The organism is Escherichia sp. HH26CH (genome assembly GCF_009820205.1).
In the GTDB taxonomy this organism is placed as follows: Bacteria; Pseudomonadota; Gammaproteobacteria; order Enterobacterales; family Enterobacteriaceae; genus Escherichia; species Escherichia coli_F.
Genome location: NZ_VNXM01000020.1, coordinates 107,584 through 125,336 on the forward strand (window position 1 = coordinate 107,584; position 17,753 = coordinate 125,336).

Below are 17,753 nucleotides of genomic sequence, written 5' to 3' on the forward strand. Positions count from 1 at the left end.
TATTCAAAATTAATTTCCTACAGGAATGCAGAGGCGGCGGGAAGATATGCCCTTAATGCCGCTGAAAAAACACATAATCTGTACGGCAATAAAAGTCACGGCCTAATCTGGCTAACAAACAATCAATTGTGATATAGTTCACAAAATTAATGAAACAAACAGAGTGTTTCTTTTTTGTGTTCTGCAAGCCCCGCGATAGCCAGATTGTATCACGCCTCCCGTGAACAACGCCGCGCTGTCCAGGGTATCGGCTCTTTTCAGAGGAATTGTTTGATGGCTACCCTCACCACTGGCGTGGTTCTTCTTCGCTGGCAACTTCTTAGTGCCGTAATGATGTTTCTGGCCAGCACGCTCAACATCCGTTTTCGTCGGTCTGATTATGTCGGGCTTGCAGTGATCAGCAGCGGTCTGGGCGTGGTTTCCGCCTGTTGGTTCGCAATGGGGTTGCTTGGCATCACAATGGCGGACATCACCGCCATCTGGCACAACATCGAGTCGGTGATGATAGAAGAGATGAATCAGACACCGCCACAATGGCCAATGATTTTGACTTGATATGTAGAAGCCTCCATAACGGAGGCTTCTTTTTTTATGGCTGGCAGATGCTTTAATCATCCACCTTAAAACAATATAACCTATTGTTTTAATGACAAATCAGAACGGAATATCGTCATCAAAGTCCATCGGCGGCTCATTAGACGGTGCTGCCGGAGCAGACTGCTGCGGGCGAGACTGCGCGCCGCCGCTGAACTGATTGCCGCCCTGCGGCTGCTGAGGCTGACCCCAACCGCCCTGCGGCTGACCACCACCGATATTGCCACCTGCAGGAGCGCCACCACCCTGACGACCACCCAGCATCTGCATGGTGCCGCCAACGTTTACCACAACTTCAGTGGTGTAGCGATCCTGACCGGATTGATCGGTCCATTTGCGGGTACGCAGCTGACCTTCGATATAAACCTGAGAACCTTTACGCAGATATTCGCTGGCTACTTCTGCCAGTTTGCCGAACAGCACAACGCGGTGCCATTCAGTCTGCTCTTTCATCTCGCCGGTCGCTTTATCACGCCAGGATTCGGAAGTAGCCAGCGTAATGTTGGCAACTGCGCCACCATTTGGCATGTAGCGTACTTCCGGGTCCTGACCCAGATTACCAACGAGAATAACCTTGTTTACGCCTCTGCTGGCCATGTTCGTGTCTCCTGAAAAAAAATCGTTCTGAATAAGTGTAAACGCGCGATTGTAGCATTACCAATAGCGCTTTTACTATGTTGTGACCTCGGTTCCGGGAAACAAACCTGGCCAGACATTGTTACACAACACTCCGGGTAATGCATTCCAATACTGTATATTCATTCAGGTCAATTTGTGTCATAATTAACCGTTTGTGATCGCCGGTAGCACCATGCCACCGGGCAAAAAAGCGTTTAATCCGGGAAAGGTGAATGGATAAGATCGAAGTTCGGGGCGCCCGCACCCATAATCTCAAAAACATCAACCTCGTTATCCCCCGCGACAAGCTCATTGTCGTGACCGGGCTTTCGGGTTCTGGCAAATCCTCGCTCGCTTTCGACACCTTATATGCCGAAGGGCAGCGCCGTTACGTTGAATCCCTTTCCGCCTACGCGCGGCAGTTTCTGTCACTGATGGAAAAGCCGGACGTCGATCATATTGAGGGGCTTTCTCCTGCCATCTCGATTGAGCAGAAATCGACGTCTCATAACCCGCGTTCTACGGTGGGGACAATCACCGAAATCCACGACTATTTGCGTTTGTTGTTCGCCCGCGTCGGTGAGCCGCGCTGCCCGGACCACGATGTACCGCTGGCGGCGCAAACCGTCAGCCAGATGGTGGATAACGTGCTGTCGCAGCCGGAAGGTAAACGCCTGATGCTGCTCGCGCCAATCATTAAAGAGCGCAAAGGCGAACACACCAAAACGCTGGAAAATCTGGCAAGCCAAGGTTACATCCGTGCTCGTATTGATGGCGAAGTCTGCGATCTTTCCGATCCGCCGAAACTGGAACTGCAAAAGAAACATACCATTGAAGTGGTGGTTGATCGCTTCAAGGTGCGTGACGATCTCACCCAACGTCTGGCAGAGTCGTTTGAAACCGCGCTGGAGCTTTCCGGTGGTACCGCGGTAGTTGCCGATATGGACGATCCAAAAGCGGAAGAGCTGCTATTTTCCGCCAACTTCGCCTGCCCAATTTGCGGCTACAGTATGCGTGAACTGGAACCACGCCTGTTTTCGTTTAACAACCCGGCGGGTGCCTGCCCGACCTGTGACGGCCTTGGCGTACAGCAATATTTCGATCCTGACCGCGTGATCCAGAATCCGGAACTGTCGCTGGCAGGTGGTGCGATCCGAGGCTGGGATCGCCGCAACTTCTATTACTTCCAGATGCTGAAATCGCTGGCAGATCACTATAAGTTCGACGTCGAAGCGCCGTGGGGCAGCCTGAGCGCGAATGTGCATAAAGTGGTGTTGTACGGTTCTGGCAAAGAAAACATTGAATTCAAATACATGAACGATCGTGGCGATACCTCCATTCGTCGTCATCCGTTCGAAGGCGTGCTGCACAATATGGAGCGCCGTTATAAAGAGACGGAATCCAGTGCGGTACGCGAAGAATTAGCCAAGTTTATCAGCAATCGCCCGTGCGCCAGCTGCGAAGGAACGCGTCTGCGTCGGGAAGCGCGCCATGTGTATGTCGAGAATACGCCGCTGCCTGCTATCTCCGACATGAGCATCGGTCATGCGATGGAATTCTTCAACAATCTCAAACTCGCAGGTCAACGAGCGAAGATTGCGGAAAAAATTCTTAAGGAGATTGGCGATCGCCTGAAATTCCTCGTTAACGTCGGCCTGAATTACCTGACACTTTCCCGCTCGGCAGAAACGCTTTCTGGCGGTGAAGCCCAGCGTATCCGTCTGGCGAGCCAGATTGGTGCGGGCCTGGTTGGCGTTATGTACGTGCTCGATGAGCCGTCTATCGGCCTGCACCAGCGCGATAACGAGCGCCTGCTGGGTACGCTTATCCATCTGCGCGATCTCGGTAATACCGTGATTGTGGTGGAGCACGACGAAGACGCGATTCGCGCCGCTGACCATGTGATCGACATTGGCCCGGGCGCAGGTGTACACGGCGGTGAAGTAGTCGCGGAAGGTCCCCTGGAAGCGATTATGGCGGTGCCTGAGTCGTTAACCGGGCAGTACATGAGCGGCAAACGCAAGATTGAAGTGCCGAAGAAACGCGTTCCGGCGAATCCGGAAAAAGTGCTGAAGCTGACAGGCGCACGTGGTAATAACCTGAAAGACGTGACGCTGACGCTGCCAGTCGGTCTGTTTACCTGCATCACAGGGGTTTCAGGTTCCGGTAAATCGACGCTGATTAACGACACACTGTTCCCGATTGCCCAACGCCAGTTGAATGGTGCGACCATCGCCGAACCGGCACCTTATCGCGATATTCAGGGGCTGGAGCATTTCGATAAAGTGATCGATATCGACCAAAGCCCAATTGGTCGTACTCCGCGTTCTAACCCGGCGACCTATACCGGCGTGTTTACGCCTGTGCGCGAACTGTTTGCGGGCGTACCGGAATCCCGTGCGCGCGGTTATACACCAGGACGATTCAGCTTTAACGTTCGCGGCGGACGCTGCGAAGCCTGTCAGGGCGATGGCGTGATCAAAGTGGAGATGCACTTCCTGCCGGACATTTACGTACCGTGCGACCAGTGCAAAGGTAAACGCTATAACCGTGAAACGCTGGAGATTAAGTACAAAGGCAAAACCATCCACGAAGTGCTGGATATGACCATCGAAGAGGCGCGTGAGTTCTTTGATGCCGTACCTGCACTGGCGCGTAAGCTGCAAACGTTGATGGACGTTGGTCTGACGTACATTCGCCTGGGGCAGTCCGCAACCACACTTTCTGGTGGTGAAGCCCAGCGCGTGAAGCTGGCGCGTGAGCTGTCAAAACGCGGCACCGGGCAGACGCTGTATATTCTTGATGAGCCGACCACCGGTCTGCACTTCGCCGATATTCAGCAACTGCTCGACGTACTGCATAAACTGCGCGATCAGGGCAATACCATCGTGGTGATTGAGCACAATCTCGACGTGATCAAAACCGCTGACTGGATTGTCGACCTGGGGCCGGAAGGCGGCAGTGGCGGCGGCGAGATCCTCGTCTCCGGTACACCAGAAACCGTCGCGGAGTGCGAAGCATCACACACGGCACGCTTCCTTAAGCCGATGCTGTAATCGCAAAGGCCGCTTTCTGAGCGGCCTTTTCCTTTCAGAGTTGCACCAGCAATTTACGTTTTTCTTCCGGCAGTAAATTCACCGCCTGCTGATAAGACGCATCCACCAGATAATAGATTTGCGAATCTGGCAGCGAACCGTCGAGATACACGGTGCTCCAGTGCGCTTTATTCAGATGGCGGCTTGGACGCACATCGCTGTGCTGCTGTCGCAAAAGCTCAGCCAGCTCCGGGCTGGTTTTCAGCGAAACTGCCGGACGATCTTCAACCTCTTTTACCATCGCAAAAAGCACATCTTCCACTTTGATCTGCGTCGCTTTCCAGTCGTTATGCACGCTCTGTTCTGCGCCTGGTTTTGCCATGCAATATTGTAGCAACTCCGAAATGGTCATTTTTTACTCCCCTTGTAGTGTCGCGATGATGCGACGCGATCCGCCGTGGATGCGATGTTCCCCCAGCCAGATGCCTTGCCAGGTGCCGGTCTGAATACGCCCTTTATGCACCGGCAATACAAGCGATGTTCCCAGCATTGAGGATTTGATATGAGAAGGCATATCGTCGGCTCCCTCATAGTCATGCTCATAATTTCCGTTATCGGGAACTGTGCGGAGGAAAAAACGCTCCATGTCGTGGCGTACGGTGGGATCGCAGTTCTCATTAAGTGTCAGAGAGGCGGAGGTATGTTGCAGCAACAGATGCAGTAAACCGATGTTAACGCGCGGCATATCAGCCAGCTGATTCAGAATTTCATCCGTTACCAGATGAAACCCACGAGATTTGGCGCTAAGCGTGAGCGTCTTTTGATACCACATGTGCTGCTCCTTGATAAAACTCTCTTAATCAGTTTGCAGCAAGACAGCGAAAGGATAAAGGTGTGATTAAAAAAACAGCATTCGGGAGAGTGTCACGCTCTCCCGCTCTGTCAGTATTCTGAATTGACGATCACCTCTTCACCAAACGCACCCGCTTGTGGCAAGGGTTTGTAGGTAGAGTTGGAGGCGCGCAGAATGCGGATACCACGAGCGCCGACATCGCGTGCGGCGGTAATATCGTTATCGGAATCGCCATAAAAAATTCGGATATTTTTATCCTGCAGCCATTGCGATTTTGTATTTTGCCCTGGTTTATCGCCCGCAAAAATTACTGGATTCATGTTGGTGGCAGGAATGTGAAAATTATCCGCCAACGTTTTTGACACCGTTTCTGTTTTCGTCGGGCTACGACCAGTCACAAAGAAGATCGCGTCACCGCGGCGTACATGCATATCAATCAGCTGGCGAGCGACCTCTTTTGGAATGCTGAATTCATCCCAGCCATTGTTCATTTTTTCCCAGAACACAGGATTTTTCAGATAATCTTCGCTTTCTGGCGAGAAGGTTTTTTTGCCGCGCCAGAAGCCCGGACTGGAAAAAAGTACCGTGTCATCGATATCAAACCCCACCGCCATTGGCGGACGCCCTGCGAGGCTATTTTCAATTTGTGCGACCGAAACCCAATGAATTGGTGCCTGTTCAGCAAGCCTGGCAACGTTAGTACCAGGGTTAAGCGGTGAAGGAGATGAGGCCAGGGCAACAGCGGAACTGTTTAGAGCGAACAATAAGCAAACGGCACTCAAAGCCTGTGTGATCTTGCGCATATTTTTCCCTAAATAGTCAGTCTATTGAAACGTTTTATTATGAGATTTGTTGCAAAAACCATCTGACCATAACGCCAGCTGCCAGGGAATAAAAGGGTTATCTACGGCTTTTGTTAAGAAAGGGAGCAGGATCACATGCGATCAGACTATGTTAGTTGTATTTAATAACTTAATGGCTCTCTATCGTGTAAAAATATTCGGATATAAAAACTTCTATTTTCTCAGTAGGAAATATCGCTTATCAGAACCCATTCCTTTGTACGATTAGCCGAAAAAATACGTATACCCACTTATTGATGATTGAGCAGGCGGCTGTTTATCCGCCTGCCAACGACATTACATCACCGCAGCAAACGCCTTTGCCACACGTTGTACATTTGCCGTATTTAACCCGGCAACACACATGCGACCGCTGGCGATGAGATAGACCCCAAACTCTTCACGTAGTCGGTCAACCTGAGCAGCACTTAAACCGGTATAACTGAACATACCGCGCTGATTAAGCAGATAATCGAAATTGCGTTCTGGCATTTCTGTGCTCAATACCTTCACCAGTTCCTGACGCATCGCCAGAATGCGAGTACGCATCTCTTCTACTTCCGCCAGCCAGCTGGCTTTCAATGCCTCGTCATTCAGCACCGCAGCCACCACCTGCGCACCAAAATTCGGCGGGCTGGAGTAGTTGCGGCGAACTGTTGCTTTCAATTGCCCCAGTACGCGGCCTGCGGCTTCGGCATCTTCACACAGCACAGAAAGTCCGCCGACGCGCTCGCCGTAAAGGGAGAAAATTTTCGAGAACGAATTGCTCACCAGAGCGGGTAATCCAGCGCTGGCAATGGCGCGAATGGCGTAGGCATCCTCTTCCATACCGGCACCAAATCCTTGATAGGCAATATCAAGAAATGGGATAAGCTCGCGGGCTTTGAGAATTTCAATCACCGCATCCCACTGGTCATTAGTGAGATCGGCACCCGTTGGGTTGTGGCAACATGGGTGCAGCAACACAATACTGCGGGCAGGTAATGTTTTTAGCGTCGCCAACAGGTCATTAAAGCGCACGCCGTTAGTCGCTTCGTCATACCAGGGGTAAGTACTCACTTCGAATCCAGCCCCGGCGAATATTGCTACGTGGTTTTCCCAGGTAGGATCGCTGACCCAGACGCCTGATTCCGGGAAGTAGCGTTTCAGGAAATCTGCGCCCACTTTCAATGCCCCTGAGCCGCCAAGGGTTTGAATGGTTGCTACGCGCTGTTGTTGCAGTACCGGATGGTCCGCACCAAACAGCAGCGGCGCAATGGCATGGCGATAGCTATTAAGCCCTTCCATCGGTAAATAAAGCGAAGCGCCATGAGGCTGCGCATTCAGGCGCACTTCCGCATCCGCCACGGCTTTCAGTTGGGGAATAATTCCGTCTTCGTTGTAGTACAGACCGATACTTAAATTCACTTTGTCGCTGCGAGGGTCTTCTTTGAAACGCTCCATAAGCGTAAGAATCGGGTCGCCAGCGTAGGCGTCAACTTTTTGAAACACGCGATGGTTCTCCAGGTTTACGGGCAGGTGGTTAAACCACAATAAACCGGAAGAAGGCGAAGATCGAGTGGATGTTCAAAGTCAGTCGGGAAGTTGATGTAGAATTTGCCCCAGTCGCTCTTGCAGCGAACCCGAAACCGAAAGATAAGGAATGTTCCTGCGCGATAATTCCTGTTCGTACCACGCCTGCTGCCGCGCGCGAAACGCCTCTCCTTGCCGGGTGCCATCCTGCACAAAGGGAAATTCCGCGCCGCAAAGCACCACCAGAGAGTATTCCCGCTCCGCCAGCTGGTGAAGTTCCTTCGGGGCATGACCATTTTGATCAAGGGTATAGAACAAGGTCGTGAGTGGCGATGTGTCACATATAAGATAGCGATTAGCTTCTGCTTGTTGTTCCCGACGTACCTGTTCGCGGGCGATATGCAACAAATCGTCTGCGGTTAAAACACCATTTTTCTCTTCCCAATAGTCGCGACCAAATTCAGCGACATACGCCGTGTCGAGCACGTCCGCCAGCGCTTTTGAAAGTGTGCTCTTACCGGTTGATTCGCCACCAAGCAGACAGATACGGCGAACGAAACTGCGATAAACGTCGTGCGCCAGCATGTAACGATAGCGGTGAACGTCGGAACGAATCAGCGTTCCCGAAGGAGATTTATCGCCAAGTGGACGCTGTAATCGAATGTGTTCAACAGGTTGGGCAAAACGCTTTGTCAGCACTTTAGCAAAACCGTCACCATAATCTTCTGCGGTAAATACAGCGTGTGGGCGGCAATGTAATACCTGCAGGCACAGCGTCGCCACATAATGACGATGGATGTCGGCATCGGCATCATTATGCGGTATGGCAGGTAAGTTATAACGCGCGATCAGTTCGGGAGTCAGTACCATAACCGTCGCTCGCGGGAAGCGCACTTGCAGCCACGTCAGGCGCTTTTCAGGTTCACAGTCAGGCATTTCCGGCACGGAATAACTGATGATGAACAGTTCTTCACATTGTGCCAGCGCGGTATTGATCAACCGTTCATGACCACAATGCAAAGGCGCGAATTTGCCAACCACCAGTCCCGTTACGAAAGGCTTCATGATGCCCGCAGCTCCTTGCGCCACTGATACAAACCATGCCAGGCGTTAATCCAGAACAGGAAATATAAACCGGCGGTCAAGTTTAAACCACGCGTCATATACAGTGGCACCGCCAGGGTATTCACTGCTAACCAGACGTACCAGTTTTCGATACGTCTTCCCATCAACATGAATTGTGCCAGAACGCTGAAGGTCAAAATCAATGAATCCAGCCAGGGGGCCCAGGCATTGGTAAAGGTGTGGAGCAAAAAGCCGTAGCCACCTGCCACGACGACGGCACAGAGCAACAAGAGGAAAAAGTGACTGGCTTGCGTCCGGCGCACCGGCAAGACATCGCCACCCTGACCTTTCAGCCAGTGGATCCAACCGATGATGCTGGTTGCGATGAAGAATAACTGGAGCGTGACATCGGCATAGAGTTGCACGGACCAAAAAACCCAGCCATACAGCATGCTACCAATTATGCCGATCCACCACGTATGCACATTGTTTCTGGCGGCCAGCCAGACGGAAACCGCGTATGCCAGACACGCGGCGATTTCTGAATAAGACATTGTCCCTCCCTGGAGACGGGTATTAATCCACGTATTTCATCGCGACCCTTGAAGTCAGGCGCGTGATAAGTTCGTAAGCACTCACTTTCGTCATTTCAGCGATACGTTCTACGGGCAAACCTTCGCCCCATAAAATGACCGGGTCCCCGGCTTTATCCTGCGCCTGTGGACCTAAGTCGACGCAGATCATATCCATCGCGACTCGCCCGACAATCGGCACTTCGCGACCGTTCACCAGCACTGGCGTGCCGGACGGCGCGGCGCGCGGATAACCATCGCCATAACCCATAGCGACTACGCCAAGACGGGTATTACGTTCGCTTACCCAGGTTCCACCATAACCGACAGGCTCTCCGGCTTTATGCTCACGCACAGCAATCAGGCTGGAGGTCAATGACATTACCGGCTGACAGCCAAAATCGGCACCGGTGGAGTGATCTTCCAGCGGCGAGACACCGTAAAGAATGATGCCCGGGCGCACCCAGTCAAAATGTGACTGTGGCCACAGCAGAATGCCCCCCGACGCGGCAATGGAACGTTGACCAGGTTTGCCTTCACAAAAGGTATTAAAGATATCGAGTTGTTTCTCGGTTGCACCGCATTTTGGCTCATCCGCGCGCGCAAAATGGCTGACAATATTCACCGGCTGACGAACGTTTTTGCACCGCGTCAGACGATGATAAAACGCCTCAGCCTGTTCCGGCCTTACACCCAGACGGTGCATACCAGTATCGAGTTTCATCCAGACGGTAACCGGCTCGTCCAGGCTGGCCTCTTCCAGCGCAGCAAGCTGTTCTTCGTTATGCACGGCGGTATGAAAATGTTGCGCAGAAATCGTCGGTAGATCTCTGGCATCAAAAAAGCCTTCGAGTAACAGTACAGGTTTGGTGATTCCCCCCGCACGCAGTCGCAGAGCTTCTTCGAGACGGGCTACGCCAAAGGCGTCAGCATCGGGGAGCGTTCGCGCGGTCTCAAGAAGACCGTGACCATAAGCGTTCGCTTTCACCACCGCAACCATTTTACTGGCAGGTGCCAGTTCACGAAGACGTTGCAGGTTGTGTCGCAGAGCGCGGCGGTTAATCACAACAGTTGCCGCTTGCATTTGTGTTCCTTTTTTTCAGGTTCTGCCCACCCGTGCAAAACCTCGCTAAACAGATAGGACCGGAGTATGCTATTCCACATCCAGGGATGGGTTTATAAACGGCAAGATGATATCGGATTTTTAGCCATGACAAAGATAAAATTTGTTTTCTTTTTTCTGCTAATCGCAGGTATAACGCCTGCCGCGACGGGGGCTTGCCCGGCGCAGACACCTGACGGTGTCGCAGATAAGTTTTACTCAACCTATGTTTTTTCTGATACCAGCTTTAAGAGTGAAAAAGACCAGCTGGCATTTTTTCAGAAATACCTCACCCCCTCGCTTTATCAACTGATTGTTGGCGCGTATGACAGAAATAAACGCGACTACGCCATCGATCCCACGGCCAAACCTACTTTTGGTGACGGGATTATTTTCACGTCTTATCCTTCGGATAGTTACTATGAGAAATTTGATGGCGTGACACTACCGTCATCGTATAAACCTGGTGATAACAACGTCACTGTCGCCCTCCATTTTCATTTTACCGTTGATGATAAAAAGGCCTGGCAGGACGAAGCGCTAATGGCGCGTTCCGCTGATGATGGCTGTTGGCGGATCGACAATATCATATTCCACGAAGACGAAGATAACTCGGTTCTGAGCCTTAAAGAGTGGCTAAAAAAAGGGATTGAAAGTCCGGCGGAATAAAGCAGTTCAACGAACTCAGGAAAAGCATTTTACAAGGAGATAGTAATGACCCCAGACCTGGAACTACTCAAAAACAAACGTAATCAAATTAAAGAAATCATTGATGAGCTACAGCTTACATTAACCGACGATCCAAATTGGGATGCCCCTTCTGATAACAGTTATTTAAATGAAGAAGAACTCGCCATCCCTGAAATTCAGGATAATGTGACGGCAATAAAGGCGACGAATAAATTAATCAGCTGGTTTGGGCAAGATCATGAAGGTTTTGTCGGCTTATGGCGAGGTCCCAATGCGATCCCCCTCGATAAAGCGCAAGTGGTTCGGCTGAATGATGAAGCTAACTATGAACTAGTCGCAGATACCGTGCCCAATTACCTGATGTTCACCTATTTTTATGGCGATGAAGATACTGAACAACATGAATACAATCGTGTTAAAAAATTACTGACTGATGCAGGATTCACCGTTGCTGGCGACATAGAAGCTATCTATGACAATATTGATTACGATAGTCTTCAACCTGAAGATTATAAAGAAGAGCAATATAATCAGGCCCAATCCCGCCGATAAAAATTTTGCCGGTGTTTAACCGGCAAATTGATTATTCATCGTCGTACTGCGGCCCTGCGTAATTATCGAAGCGTGACCACTGACCATTAAAGGTCAAACGTACCGTACCGATAGGGCCGTTACGTTGTTTACCGATAATAATTTCCGCGATGCCTTTTAAATCACTATTCTCGTGATAAACCTCATCACGGTAAATAAACATGATCAAGTCCGCATCCTGCTCGATAGAGCCAGATTCACGCAGGTCGGAGTTAACCGGGCGTTTGTCGGCACGTTGTTCCAGAGAACGGTTCAACTGGGACAGCGCCACCACCGGCACGTTCAGTTCTTTCGCTAGTGCTTTCAGCGAGCGGGAGATTTCTGCAATTTCCAGCGTACGGTTATCGGAAAGCGCCGGTACGCGCATCAGTTGCAGGTAGTCGATCATGATAAGCCCAATGCCGCCATGTTCTCGGGCAATACGCCGCGCGCGGGAGCGCACTTCCGTTGGTGTCAGGCCGGAGGAATCATCAATATAGATATTGCGTTTTTCGAGCAAAATACCCATGGTGCCGGAAATACGCGCCCAGTCTTCATCATCCAGCTGCCCGGTACGGATTTTAGTCTGGTCAACACGCGACAGCGACGCCAGAGAACGCATCATAATCTGTTCTGATGGCATCTCCAGAGAGAAGATAAGTACCGGTTTATCTTGCAACATCGCCGCGTTTTCGACGAGGTTCATCGCAAATGTCGTTTTACCCATCGACGGACGCGCTGCGACGATGATCAAATCCGACGGCTGCAAACCAGCGGTTTTTTTGTTGAGATCGTCATAACCGGTGTTTACCCCGGTAACGCCATCGTGTGGCTGCTGAAACAGCTGCTCAATACGCGCCACGGTTGCGTCGAGCACATCGGCGATGTTCTTCGGCCCTTCGTCTTTGTTTGCACGACTTTCGGCAATTTTAAAGACGCGGGATTCAGCCAGGTCCAATAGATCTTCGCTGGTTCGCCCCTGTGGATCAAAACCGGCTTCGGCAATCTCATTCGCAACCGAGATCATCTCACGGACAACGGCACGTTCACGCACGATGTCCGCATAGGCACTGATGTTCGCCGCACTTGGCGTATTTTTTGACAACTCTGCCAGGTAAGCAAAACCACCAACGCTGTCGAGTTGCCCCTGACGTTCCAGCGATTCCGCAAGGGTAATCAGATCGATAGGACTACCGCTTTCCTGCAAACGCGCCATTTCGGTAAAGATATGACGGTGTGGTCGGGTATAAAAATCGTCCGCCACCACACGCTCGGCTACATCGTCCCAGCGTTCGTTATCCAGCATTAAACCGCCCAACACCGACTGCTCCGCTTCGATCGAGTGCGGAGGCACTTTCAGCCCGGCAACTTGTGGATCACGTTCGCGGGGTTCAGCCTGCTGTTTGTTGAAGGGTTTATTTCCTGCCATAGTGAATGGAGTTACCGAGATAAAGAATGGGTCGAAACTTTACCATATGAAGCAGACCCTGACGATACGTTCTGGAGGACACATGGCAACACGAATTGAATTTCATAAGCACGGTGGCCCGGAAGTACTTCAAGCCGTAGAGTTCACTCCTGCCGATCCGGCGGAGAATGAAATCCAGGTCGAAAATAAAGCCATCGGCATCAATTTTATCGACACGTATATCCGCAGCGGCCTTTATCCGCCGCCATCGCTACCCAGCGGATTAGGTACCGAAGCGGCAGGCATCGTGAGTAAAGTCGGCAGTGGTGTAAAGCATATTAAGGCAGGCGATCGCGTAGTCTATGCACAGTCGGCATTAGGCGCTTACAGCTCTGTGCATAACGTCAATGCCGATAAAGCGGCGATTCTGCCCGCGGCAATTTCTTTTGAGCAAGCGGCGGCATCATTCCTGAAAGGCTTAACGGTTTATTATCTGCTGCGCAAAACCTATGAAATTAAACCTGATGAGCAGTTCCTGTTCCACGCAGCGGCTGGCGGCGTTGGCTTAATTGCCTGCCAGTGGGCAAAAGCCCTTGGGGCGAAACTTATCGGCACCGTGGGAACCGCGCAAAAAGCGCAGAGTGCGCTAAAAGCGGGCGCATGGCAGGTTATTAACTATCGCGAAGAGAATCTGGTCGAGCGGTTAAAAGAGATCACCGGTGGCAAGAAAGTGCGCGTGGTGTACGATTCCGTGGGCAGAGACACCTGGGAACGGTCGCTGGATTGCCTGCAACGCCGCGGCTTAATGGTCAGTTTTGGCAACTCATCAGGCGCGGTTACCGGTGTGAACTTAGGCATTCTCAATCAGAAAGGCTCGTTGTATGTGACACGCCCTTCCCTGCAAGGCTATATCACCACGCGGGAGGAATTAACCGAGGCCAGTAATGAACTATTCTCTTTGATTGCCAGCGGTGTGATTAAGGTCGATGTCGCCGACCAACAGAAATATCCGCTGAAGGATGCGCAGCGTGCGCATGAGATTCTGGAAAGCCGGGCGACGCAAGGTTCCAGCCTGTTGATTCCATAAAAGAAATAGGGCTTCCACCTGGGAAGCCCTTTCTTTTTATAGTTCGGCTGTATGTAGGGTACAGCACGATGAATCTGTTAGAGGCGCAATAGTGACAGATTTGATTATCAATTCCTATTTTGTTCTAAGGATAAAACCTTAGGTTGTGATCGTCCGCACAATCCCTTAGTAACGCCAACGGTCATAGCGCTGATATTTCGGCACTTTTGGTGCTTTAATCGCCTTAATAACCCACACCACCGCAATCGCCAATAACAGCCACGGCAGCAACTTAATCATCAATGCCAGCATACCGCCGAGGAACATAATGGCCGTCGCCACAACCAACGCAGCGATAATACCCAGCAACGAAACGCCGGTGACCATCAGCATGACAAAAAAGCCAATCACAAAAAGTAGTTCCAGCATGATGCTCTCCCAAATATGAAATCTCTTGCTGGCATTACAAGAATCATGCCAAAAATAATCTATTGATTTAACTGCAAAACGCCCCGCGACGGTGCGCAGGGCGTGGTGAATTTGACTACTTTTTGGTGAAAAGTTAACGCTTATCTGCCACCAGTTTGAGCGCGTGTTCCAGCACGTTAATGTCAGCACCCGCTTTATGGGCATTTTCACTTAAATAACGCCGCCACTGCCGCGCGCCAGGAATACCCTGGAACAAGCCCAGCATATGCCGGGTAATATGGCCGAGATACGTCCCCTGGCTGAGTTCACGCTCAATGTACGGATACATGGCACGCACCACCGCCACCGGATCGGCATCGGTATCCGAAGAACCAAAGATCTCTCGGTCTACCGCCGCCAGAATGCCTGGATTCTGATACGCTTCGCGCCCGACCATCACGCCATCCATATGTTGCAAATGTGCTTTAGCCTCTTCCAGCGACTTGATGCCACCGTTAATCGACATCGTCAGATGCGGAAAGTCGCGCTTCAGTTGATACACACGCGGATAATCGAGCGGCGGGATTTCACGGTTTTCTTTCGGGCTTAACCCAGAAAGCCAGGCTTTACGTGCGTGGATGATGAACATCTCACACTCGCCTTTGCCGGAAACGGTGTTGATGAAATCGCAGAGAAATTCATAGCTGTCCTGGTCATCGATGCCAATACGCGTTTTCACCGTCACCGGAATCGATACGACATCGCGCATCGCTTTCACGCAGTCGGCAACCAGCTGCGCATTGCCCATCAGGCACGCACCAAACATGCCGTTCTGTACCCGGTCAGACGGGCAGCCGACATTCAGGTTGATCTCATCATATCCGCGCGTTTCTGCCAGCTTCGCACACTGCGCCAGCGCCGCCGGATCGCTACCGCCCAGTTGCAACGCTACCGGATGTTCTTCTTCACTGTACGCCAGGTAATCACCTTTACCGTGAATAATCGCCCCTGTGGTCACCATTTCTGTATACAGCAACGTATTGCGGGAAAGCAGACGCAGGAAATAACGGCAGTGCCTGTCCGTCCAGTCGAGCATTGGTGCAACGCTAAACCGACCACTCCAGTGAACGTCAGTTTTTTCAGGCATTGCGCTGGTTTGGTTGATTTTTTGCATTTCAGAATTACCGTGCATTTTCAAAAGTAGAGATTATTTTAACGATATATCATGGAGTTATGTTATTCAGCATCACTGTTCAGGAGGCTCAATAGCGGGGTACTATACCATAACAACAGGAAGCGCCTGGCTCTTTGAAAAAGAAAAATGAGATCCCTTCAAAGCGTGACGCTCTCGCGAATTGAAGAAATAATCTTATTAGATGTTAGCGTTGTGAAAAGCAATGATAAGCAATTCAGTTTCGACGATAAATAAAAAATCATACATAAAAGCGTGTTGAACTATCTCGCGGCGAATGGCAATGATAGATAAAAAAGAACCCAAGCAATGTTGGGTTCTTTTATGTAAAAAATTCCATACTACAGAGAAAATTCATATTTTATTTTTTTAACACAATACCGAATAGGTCATAAATGAACTTAATAATATCTTCGTTAATGAGATCGTTGTCATTTATATCTTTGTCATTCATATCTTTGCCAATTACAATGGGTCCCGTTGAGTCTGGGTCAAATGATTGAACGAATTTAATTAACGTCTCACCTGCAGCCTGCATTTTTGTAATGTCTGTGATGTCTTTATTGTCTTCTTCAGCCTTCTTTTTCCTCTCATTCAGAATTAAATTAAAATTCAGTTCATTTTTATTTACTAATTCTTTCATATCCATCAGGCTTTTTTTCATCACTTGACGAGATAATATTTTTATCTGACTTGTTATGTGGTTTTCGCAATAATCACTAACTCTTCGTGCTGTTGCTATGATATCAGCTGATGCACTACCATATGAGAATGAAAGTAAAAGGGAAGCCAAGGGTTTTAAGCGAGCATCGTTCTTTGCTTTATATGCATTTTCCAAATTTAAAAAACCTTCGCTTACAGTTTTTAGATGTAATGACGCTACAGGTACTTTACCATAGGGTTTATCATAAAATAGCTGAATTGCGGAGGGAAGGTCATTCTGATTTATTACATCGAAAGTACACCTGTCTATTAGAGTTGCATCGCTATTTTCCATTGGATTACAAACAAAATCCATCGCATAATGAAAAATCGCCCGTTCTACAAATGCAGAAATATAGTCACGATCACCTAATTGCTCATTAGTGCACTGATCAATACACTCCTCAACCCACGTTTTGAGAGCATTTATTCGTCCAATTAAGGAAACATTCTTTTCACTTGCAGTCCATAAATTATGGGTAATCCTCTGAATAAACAAATCTATTTTTGCAATAATCGCAGCGCGATTACTCATCGTTGCATAATCAACCGATTTATTATACATATCCTTAAATTCTTTCGAGCTTACATCTTTATCTTTATTATCGTATTGATTTGAGTTGAGGCTTTTATTAAAGTAATCTCTTGAACTTCCTATTATACTTGACATAATTTATCCACCTTTTTACCGAGCTGTATCATTCTTATAATTCATTTGACAAAAAGTCACTATCAAAAACCGCTCATAATTTCTGATCTGTAGGCATACTTTCAAACGCATTTAAATAAATAGCGAGTTAACTTCAAGCAATGTATTTAAAAATGGAGTAATAATTATTGTCATGTTGATAATGGTGTCACCTGGCTATACAACACCTTACCTATGAAACAGAAAATCAACATTACAACAACAATAAGGGTTCTCGGTGTTTTTCCTGGAACATGGTAAAGTAAGGACATTCTTAACCCACACCTTGAGGTGCCCGATGGAAAAGACCACAACGCAGGAATTATTAGCGCAGGCTGAAAAACTCTGTGCGCAGCGTAATGTGCGCCTGACCCCGCAGCGCCTGGAAGTGTTACGCCTGATGAGTCTGCAGGATGGCGCTATCAGCGCTTATGATCTGCTTGATTTGTTGCGCGAAGCTGAACCGCAAGCCAAGCCGCCAACGGTTTACCGCGCGCTAGACTTTCTCCTTGAGCAAGGGTTTGTGCATAAAGTTGAGTCCACCAACAGCTATGTGCTCTGTCATCTGTTCGACCAGCCAACGCATACTTCAGCTATGTTTATTTGCGATCGCTGCGGTGCGGTGAAAGAAGAGTGTGCGGAAGGTGTGGAGGACATCATGCATACGCTGGCGGCAAAAATGGGTTTTGCCCTGCGGCATAATGTGATTGAAGCACATGGATTATGTTCAGCATGTGTAGAAATAGAAGCGTGTCGTCATCCTGAACAGTGCCACCATGACCACTCTATTCAGGTGAAAAAGAAATCTCGCTAACAGGGCGTACATCCTTGTACAC

Annotated in this window: 18 protein-coding genes; 6 read left to right on the forward strand and 12 right to left on the reverse strand. The window is 49.7% G+C overall.

Annotated elements, in window-relative coordinates; genetic code table 11:
• Nucleotides 1-273: 273 nt before the first annotated feature.
• On the forward strand, nucleotides 274-555 hold the full coding sequence (locus FQ015_RS08230) for a YjcB family protein (RefSeq protein ID WP_001295689.1): 282 nt from the start codon (nucleotides 274-276) through the stop codon (nucleotides 553-555).
• Between the two features lie 99 nt (nucleotides 556-654).
• On the opposite strand, the gene ssb1 is transcribed toward FQ015_RS08230, so the two are convergent.
• Nucleotides 655-1,191, reverse strand: a complete 537-nt coding sequence (gene ssb1, locus FQ015_RS08235; protein WP_000168305.1) for a single-stranded DNA-binding protein SSB1 — start codon at nucleotides 1,189-1,191, stop codon at nucleotides 655-657.
• A gap of 254 nt (nucleotides 1,192-1,445) precedes the next feature.
• Between ssb1 and uvrA the strand changes: the two genes are divergently transcribed.
• Nucleotides 1,446-4,268 carry an excinuclease ABC subunit UvrA gene (gene uvrA, locus FQ015_RS08240; protein WP_000357740.1) on the forward strand — a complete coding sequence of 941 codons (2,823 nt, stop codon included), beginning with the start codon at nucleotides 1,446-1,448 and terminating at the stop codon, nucleotides 4,266-4,268.
• A gap of 34 nt (nucleotides 4,269-4,302) precedes the next feature.
• Here uvrA and FQ015_RS08245 read toward each other — a convergent pair whose 3' ends face one another.
• The 7 genes from FQ015_RS08245 to alr form a co-directional block, all read right to left on the reverse strand.
• Entirely contained in the window at nucleotides 4,303-4,659 is a 357-nt protein-coding gene (locus FQ015_RS08245; protein WP_160523942.1) for an MmcQ/YjbR family DNA-binding protein, read from the reverse strand.
• A gap of 3 nt (nucleotides 4,660-4,662) precedes the next feature.
• Nucleotides 4,663-5,079 carry a secondary thiamine-phosphate synthase enzyme YjbQ gene (locus FQ015_RS08250; RefSeq protein WP_000270375.1) on the reverse strand — a complete coding sequence of 139 codons (417 nt, stop codon included), beginning with the start codon at nucleotides 5,077-5,079 and terminating at the stop codon, nucleotides 4,663-4,665.
• A 110-nt stretch (nucleotides 5,080-5,189) separates the two neighbouring features.
• Nucleotides 5,190-5,903: an acid phosphatase AphA gene (gene aphA, locus FQ015_RS08255; protein ID WP_039020370.1), complete on the reverse strand. Its 714-nt coding sequence runs from the start codon at nucleotides 5,901-5,903 to the stop codon at nucleotides 5,190-5,192.
• A 336-nt stretch (nucleotides 5,904-6,239) separates the two neighbouring features.
• Nucleotides 6,240-7,433: an aromatic amino acid transaminase gene (gene tyrB / locus FQ015_RS08260; RefSeq protein WP_160523943.1), complete on the reverse strand. Its 1,194-nt coding sequence runs from the start codon at nucleotides 7,431-7,433 to the stop codon at nucleotides 6,240-6,242.
• A gap of 81 nt (nucleotides 7,434-7,514) precedes the next feature.
• The gene (locus FQ015_RS08265) at nucleotides 7,515-8,519 is read right to left on the reverse strand and encodes an AAA family ATPase (RefSeq protein ID WP_039020368.1); all 1,005 of its coding nucleotides are present in this window, start codon (nucleotides 8,517-8,519) and stop codon (nucleotides 7,515-7,517) included.
• Complete coding sequence (pnuC, locus tag FQ015_RS08270) at nucleotides 8,516-9,073, reverse strand: nicotinamide riboside transporter PnuC (protein WP_000122238.1); 558 nt, start codon at nucleotides 9,071-9,073, stop codon at nucleotides 8,516-8,518. The genes FQ015_RS08265 and pnuC overlap by 4 nt, the downstream gene beginning before the upstream one ends.
• Nucleotides 9,074-9,095: 22 nt before the next feature.
• A complete protein-coding gene (gene alr / locus FQ015_RS08275; RefSeq protein ID WP_039020367.1) occupies nucleotides 9,096-10,175 on the reverse strand; it encodes an alanine racemase in 1,080 nt (359 codons plus the stop codon).
• 126 nt (nucleotides 10,176-10,301) lie between these two features.
• Between alr and FQ015_RS08280 the strand changes: the two genes are divergently transcribed.
• Both FQ015_RS08280 and FQ015_RS08285 read left to right on the forward strand, forming a co-directional pair.
• On the forward strand, nucleotides 10,302-10,862 hold the full coding sequence (locus FQ015_RS08280; RefSeq protein WP_002433025.1) for a hypothetical protein: 561 nt from the start codon (nucleotides 10,302-10,304) through the stop codon (nucleotides 10,860-10,862).
• 45 nt (nucleotides 10,863-10,907) lie between these two features.
• A complete protein-coding gene (locus tag FQ015_RS08285; RefSeq protein WP_000186897.1) occupies nucleotides 10,908-11,435 on the forward strand; it encodes a hypothetical protein in 528 nt (175 codons plus the stop codon).
• A 31-nt stretch (nucleotides 11,436-11,466) separates the two neighbouring features.
• Here FQ015_RS08285 and dnaB read toward each other — a convergent pair whose 3' ends face one another.
• Nucleotides 11,467-12,882: a replicative DNA helicase gene (gene dnaB / locus FQ015_RS08290; protein ID WP_000918363.1), complete on the reverse strand. Its 1,416-nt coding sequence runs from the start codon at nucleotides 12,880-12,882 to the stop codon at nucleotides 11,467-11,469.
• Between the two features lie 82 nt (nucleotides 12,883-12,964).
• Between dnaB and FQ015_RS08295 the strand changes: the two genes are divergently transcribed.
• Nucleotides 12,965-13,948 carry a quinone oxidoreductase gene (locus FQ015_RS08295; protein ID WP_160523944.1) on the forward strand — a complete coding sequence of 328 codons (984 nt, stop codon included), beginning with the start codon at nucleotides 12,965-12,967 and terminating at the stop codon, nucleotides 13,946-13,948.
• A 165-nt stretch (nucleotides 13,949-14,113) separates the two neighbouring features.
• On the opposite strand, the gene pspG is transcribed toward FQ015_RS08295, so the two are convergent.
• The 3 genes from pspG to FQ015_RS08310 all read right to left on the reverse strand — a co-directional run bounded on the left by pspG (nucleotide 14,114) and on the right by FQ015_RS08310 (nucleotide 16,899).
• Nucleotides 14,114-14,356 (reverse strand): envelope stress response protein PspG, encoded by a 243-nt coding sequence (gene pspG / locus FQ015_RS08300; protein ID WP_000891404.1) that lies wholly within the window; start codon nucleotides 14,354-14,356, stop codon nucleotides 14,114-14,116.
• A 133-nt stretch (nucleotides 14,357-14,489) separates the two neighbouring features.
• Nucleotides 14,490-15,527 carry a tRNA dihydrouridine(20/20a) synthase DusA gene (gene dusA / locus FQ015_RS08305; RefSeq protein ID WP_001355080.1) on the reverse strand — a complete coding sequence of 346 codons (1,038 nt, stop codon included), beginning with the start codon at nucleotides 15,525-15,527 and terminating at the stop codon, nucleotides 14,490-14,492.
• Nucleotides 15,528-15,888: 361 nt separating this feature from the next.
• Entirely contained in the window at nucleotides 15,889-16,899 is a 1,011-nt protein-coding gene (locus FQ015_RS08310) for a DUF2713 family protein (RefSeq protein ID WP_160523945.1), read from the reverse strand.
• Between the two features lie 316 nt (nucleotides 16,900-17,215).
• On the opposite strand from FQ015_RS08310, the gene zur reads away from it, so the two are divergent.
• On the forward strand, nucleotides 17,216-17,731 hold the full coding sequence (gene zur / locus FQ015_RS08315) for a zinc uptake transcriptional repressor Zur (RefSeq protein WP_001353540.1): 516 nt from the start codon (nucleotides 17,216-17,218) through the stop codon (nucleotides 17,729-17,731).
• The last annotated feature ends 22 nt before the right edge of the window (nucleotides 17,732-17,753 follow it).

What these genes read in the sequence shown, in the direction of transcription:
- FQ015_RS08230 (WP_001295689.1), top strand. Translation starts at nt 274, where the DNA reads ATGGCTACCCTCACCACTGGCGTGGTTCTTCTTCGCTGGCAACTTCTT.
- ssb1 (WP_000168305.1), bottom strand. Translation starts at nt 1,191, where the DNA reads ATGGCCAGCAGAGGCGTAAACAAGGTTATTCTCGTTGGTAATCTGGGT.
- uvrA (WP_000357740.1), top strand. Translation starts at nt 1,446, where the DNA reads ATGGATAAGATCGAAGTTCGGGGCGCCCGCACCCATAATCTCAAAAAC.
- FQ015_RS08245 (WP_160523942.1), bottom strand. Translation starts at nt 4,659, where the DNA reads ATGACCATTTCGGAGTTGCTACAATATTGCATGGCAAAACCAGGCGCA.
- FQ015_RS08250 (WP_000270375.1), bottom strand. Translation starts at nt 5,079, where the DNA reads ATGTGGTATCAAAAGACGCTCACGCTTAGCGCCAAATCTCGTGGGTTT.
- aphA (WP_039020370.1), bottom strand. Translation starts at nt 5,903, where the DNA reads ATGCGCAAGATCACACAGGCTTTGAGTGCCGTTTGCTTATTGTTCGCT.
- FQ015_RS08265 (WP_039020368.1), bottom strand. Translation starts at nt 8,519, where the DNA reads ATGAAGCCTTTCGTAACGGGACTGGTGGTTGGCAAATTCGCGCCTTTG.
- pnuC (WP_000122238.1), bottom strand. Translation starts at nt 9,073, where the DNA reads ATGTCTTATTCAGAAATCGCCGCGTGTCTGGCATACGCGGTTTCCGTC.
- alr (WP_039020367.1), bottom strand. Translation starts at nt 10,175, where the DNA reads ATGCAAGCGGCAACTGTTGTGATTAACCGCCGCGCTCTGCGACACAAC.
- FQ015_RS08280 (WP_002433025.1), top strand. Translation starts at nt 10,302, where the DNA reads ATGACAAAGATAAAATTTGTTTTCTTTTTTCTGCTAATCGCAGGTATA.
- FQ015_RS08285 (WP_000186897.1), top strand. Translation starts at nt 10,908, where the DNA reads ATGACCCCAGACCTGGAACTACTCAAAAACAAACGTAATCAAATTAAA.
- dnaB (WP_000918363.1), bottom strand. Translation starts at nt 12,882, where the DNA reads ATGGCAGGAAATAAACCCTTCAACAAACAGCAGGCTGAACCCCGCGAA.
- FQ015_RS08295 (WP_160523944.1), top strand. Translation starts at nt 12,965, where the DNA reads ATGGCAACACGAATTGAATTTCATAAGCACGGTGGCCCGGAAGTACTT.
- pspG (WP_000891404.1), bottom strand. Translation starts at nt 14,356, where the DNA reads ATGCTGGAACTACTTTTTGTGATTGGCTTTTTTGTCATGCTGATGGTC.
- dusA (WP_001355080.1), bottom strand. Translation starts at nt 15,527, where the DNA reads ATGCACGGTAATTCTGAAATGCAAAAAATCAACCAAACCAGCGCAATG.
- FQ015_RS08310 (WP_160523945.1), bottom strand. Translation starts at nt 16,899, where the DNA reads ATGTCAAGTATAATAGGAAGTTCAAGAGATTACTTTAATAAAAGCCTC.
- zur (WP_001353540.1), top strand. Translation starts at nt 17,216, where the DNA reads ATGGAAAAGACCACAACGCAGGAATTATTAGCGCAGGCTGAAAAACTC.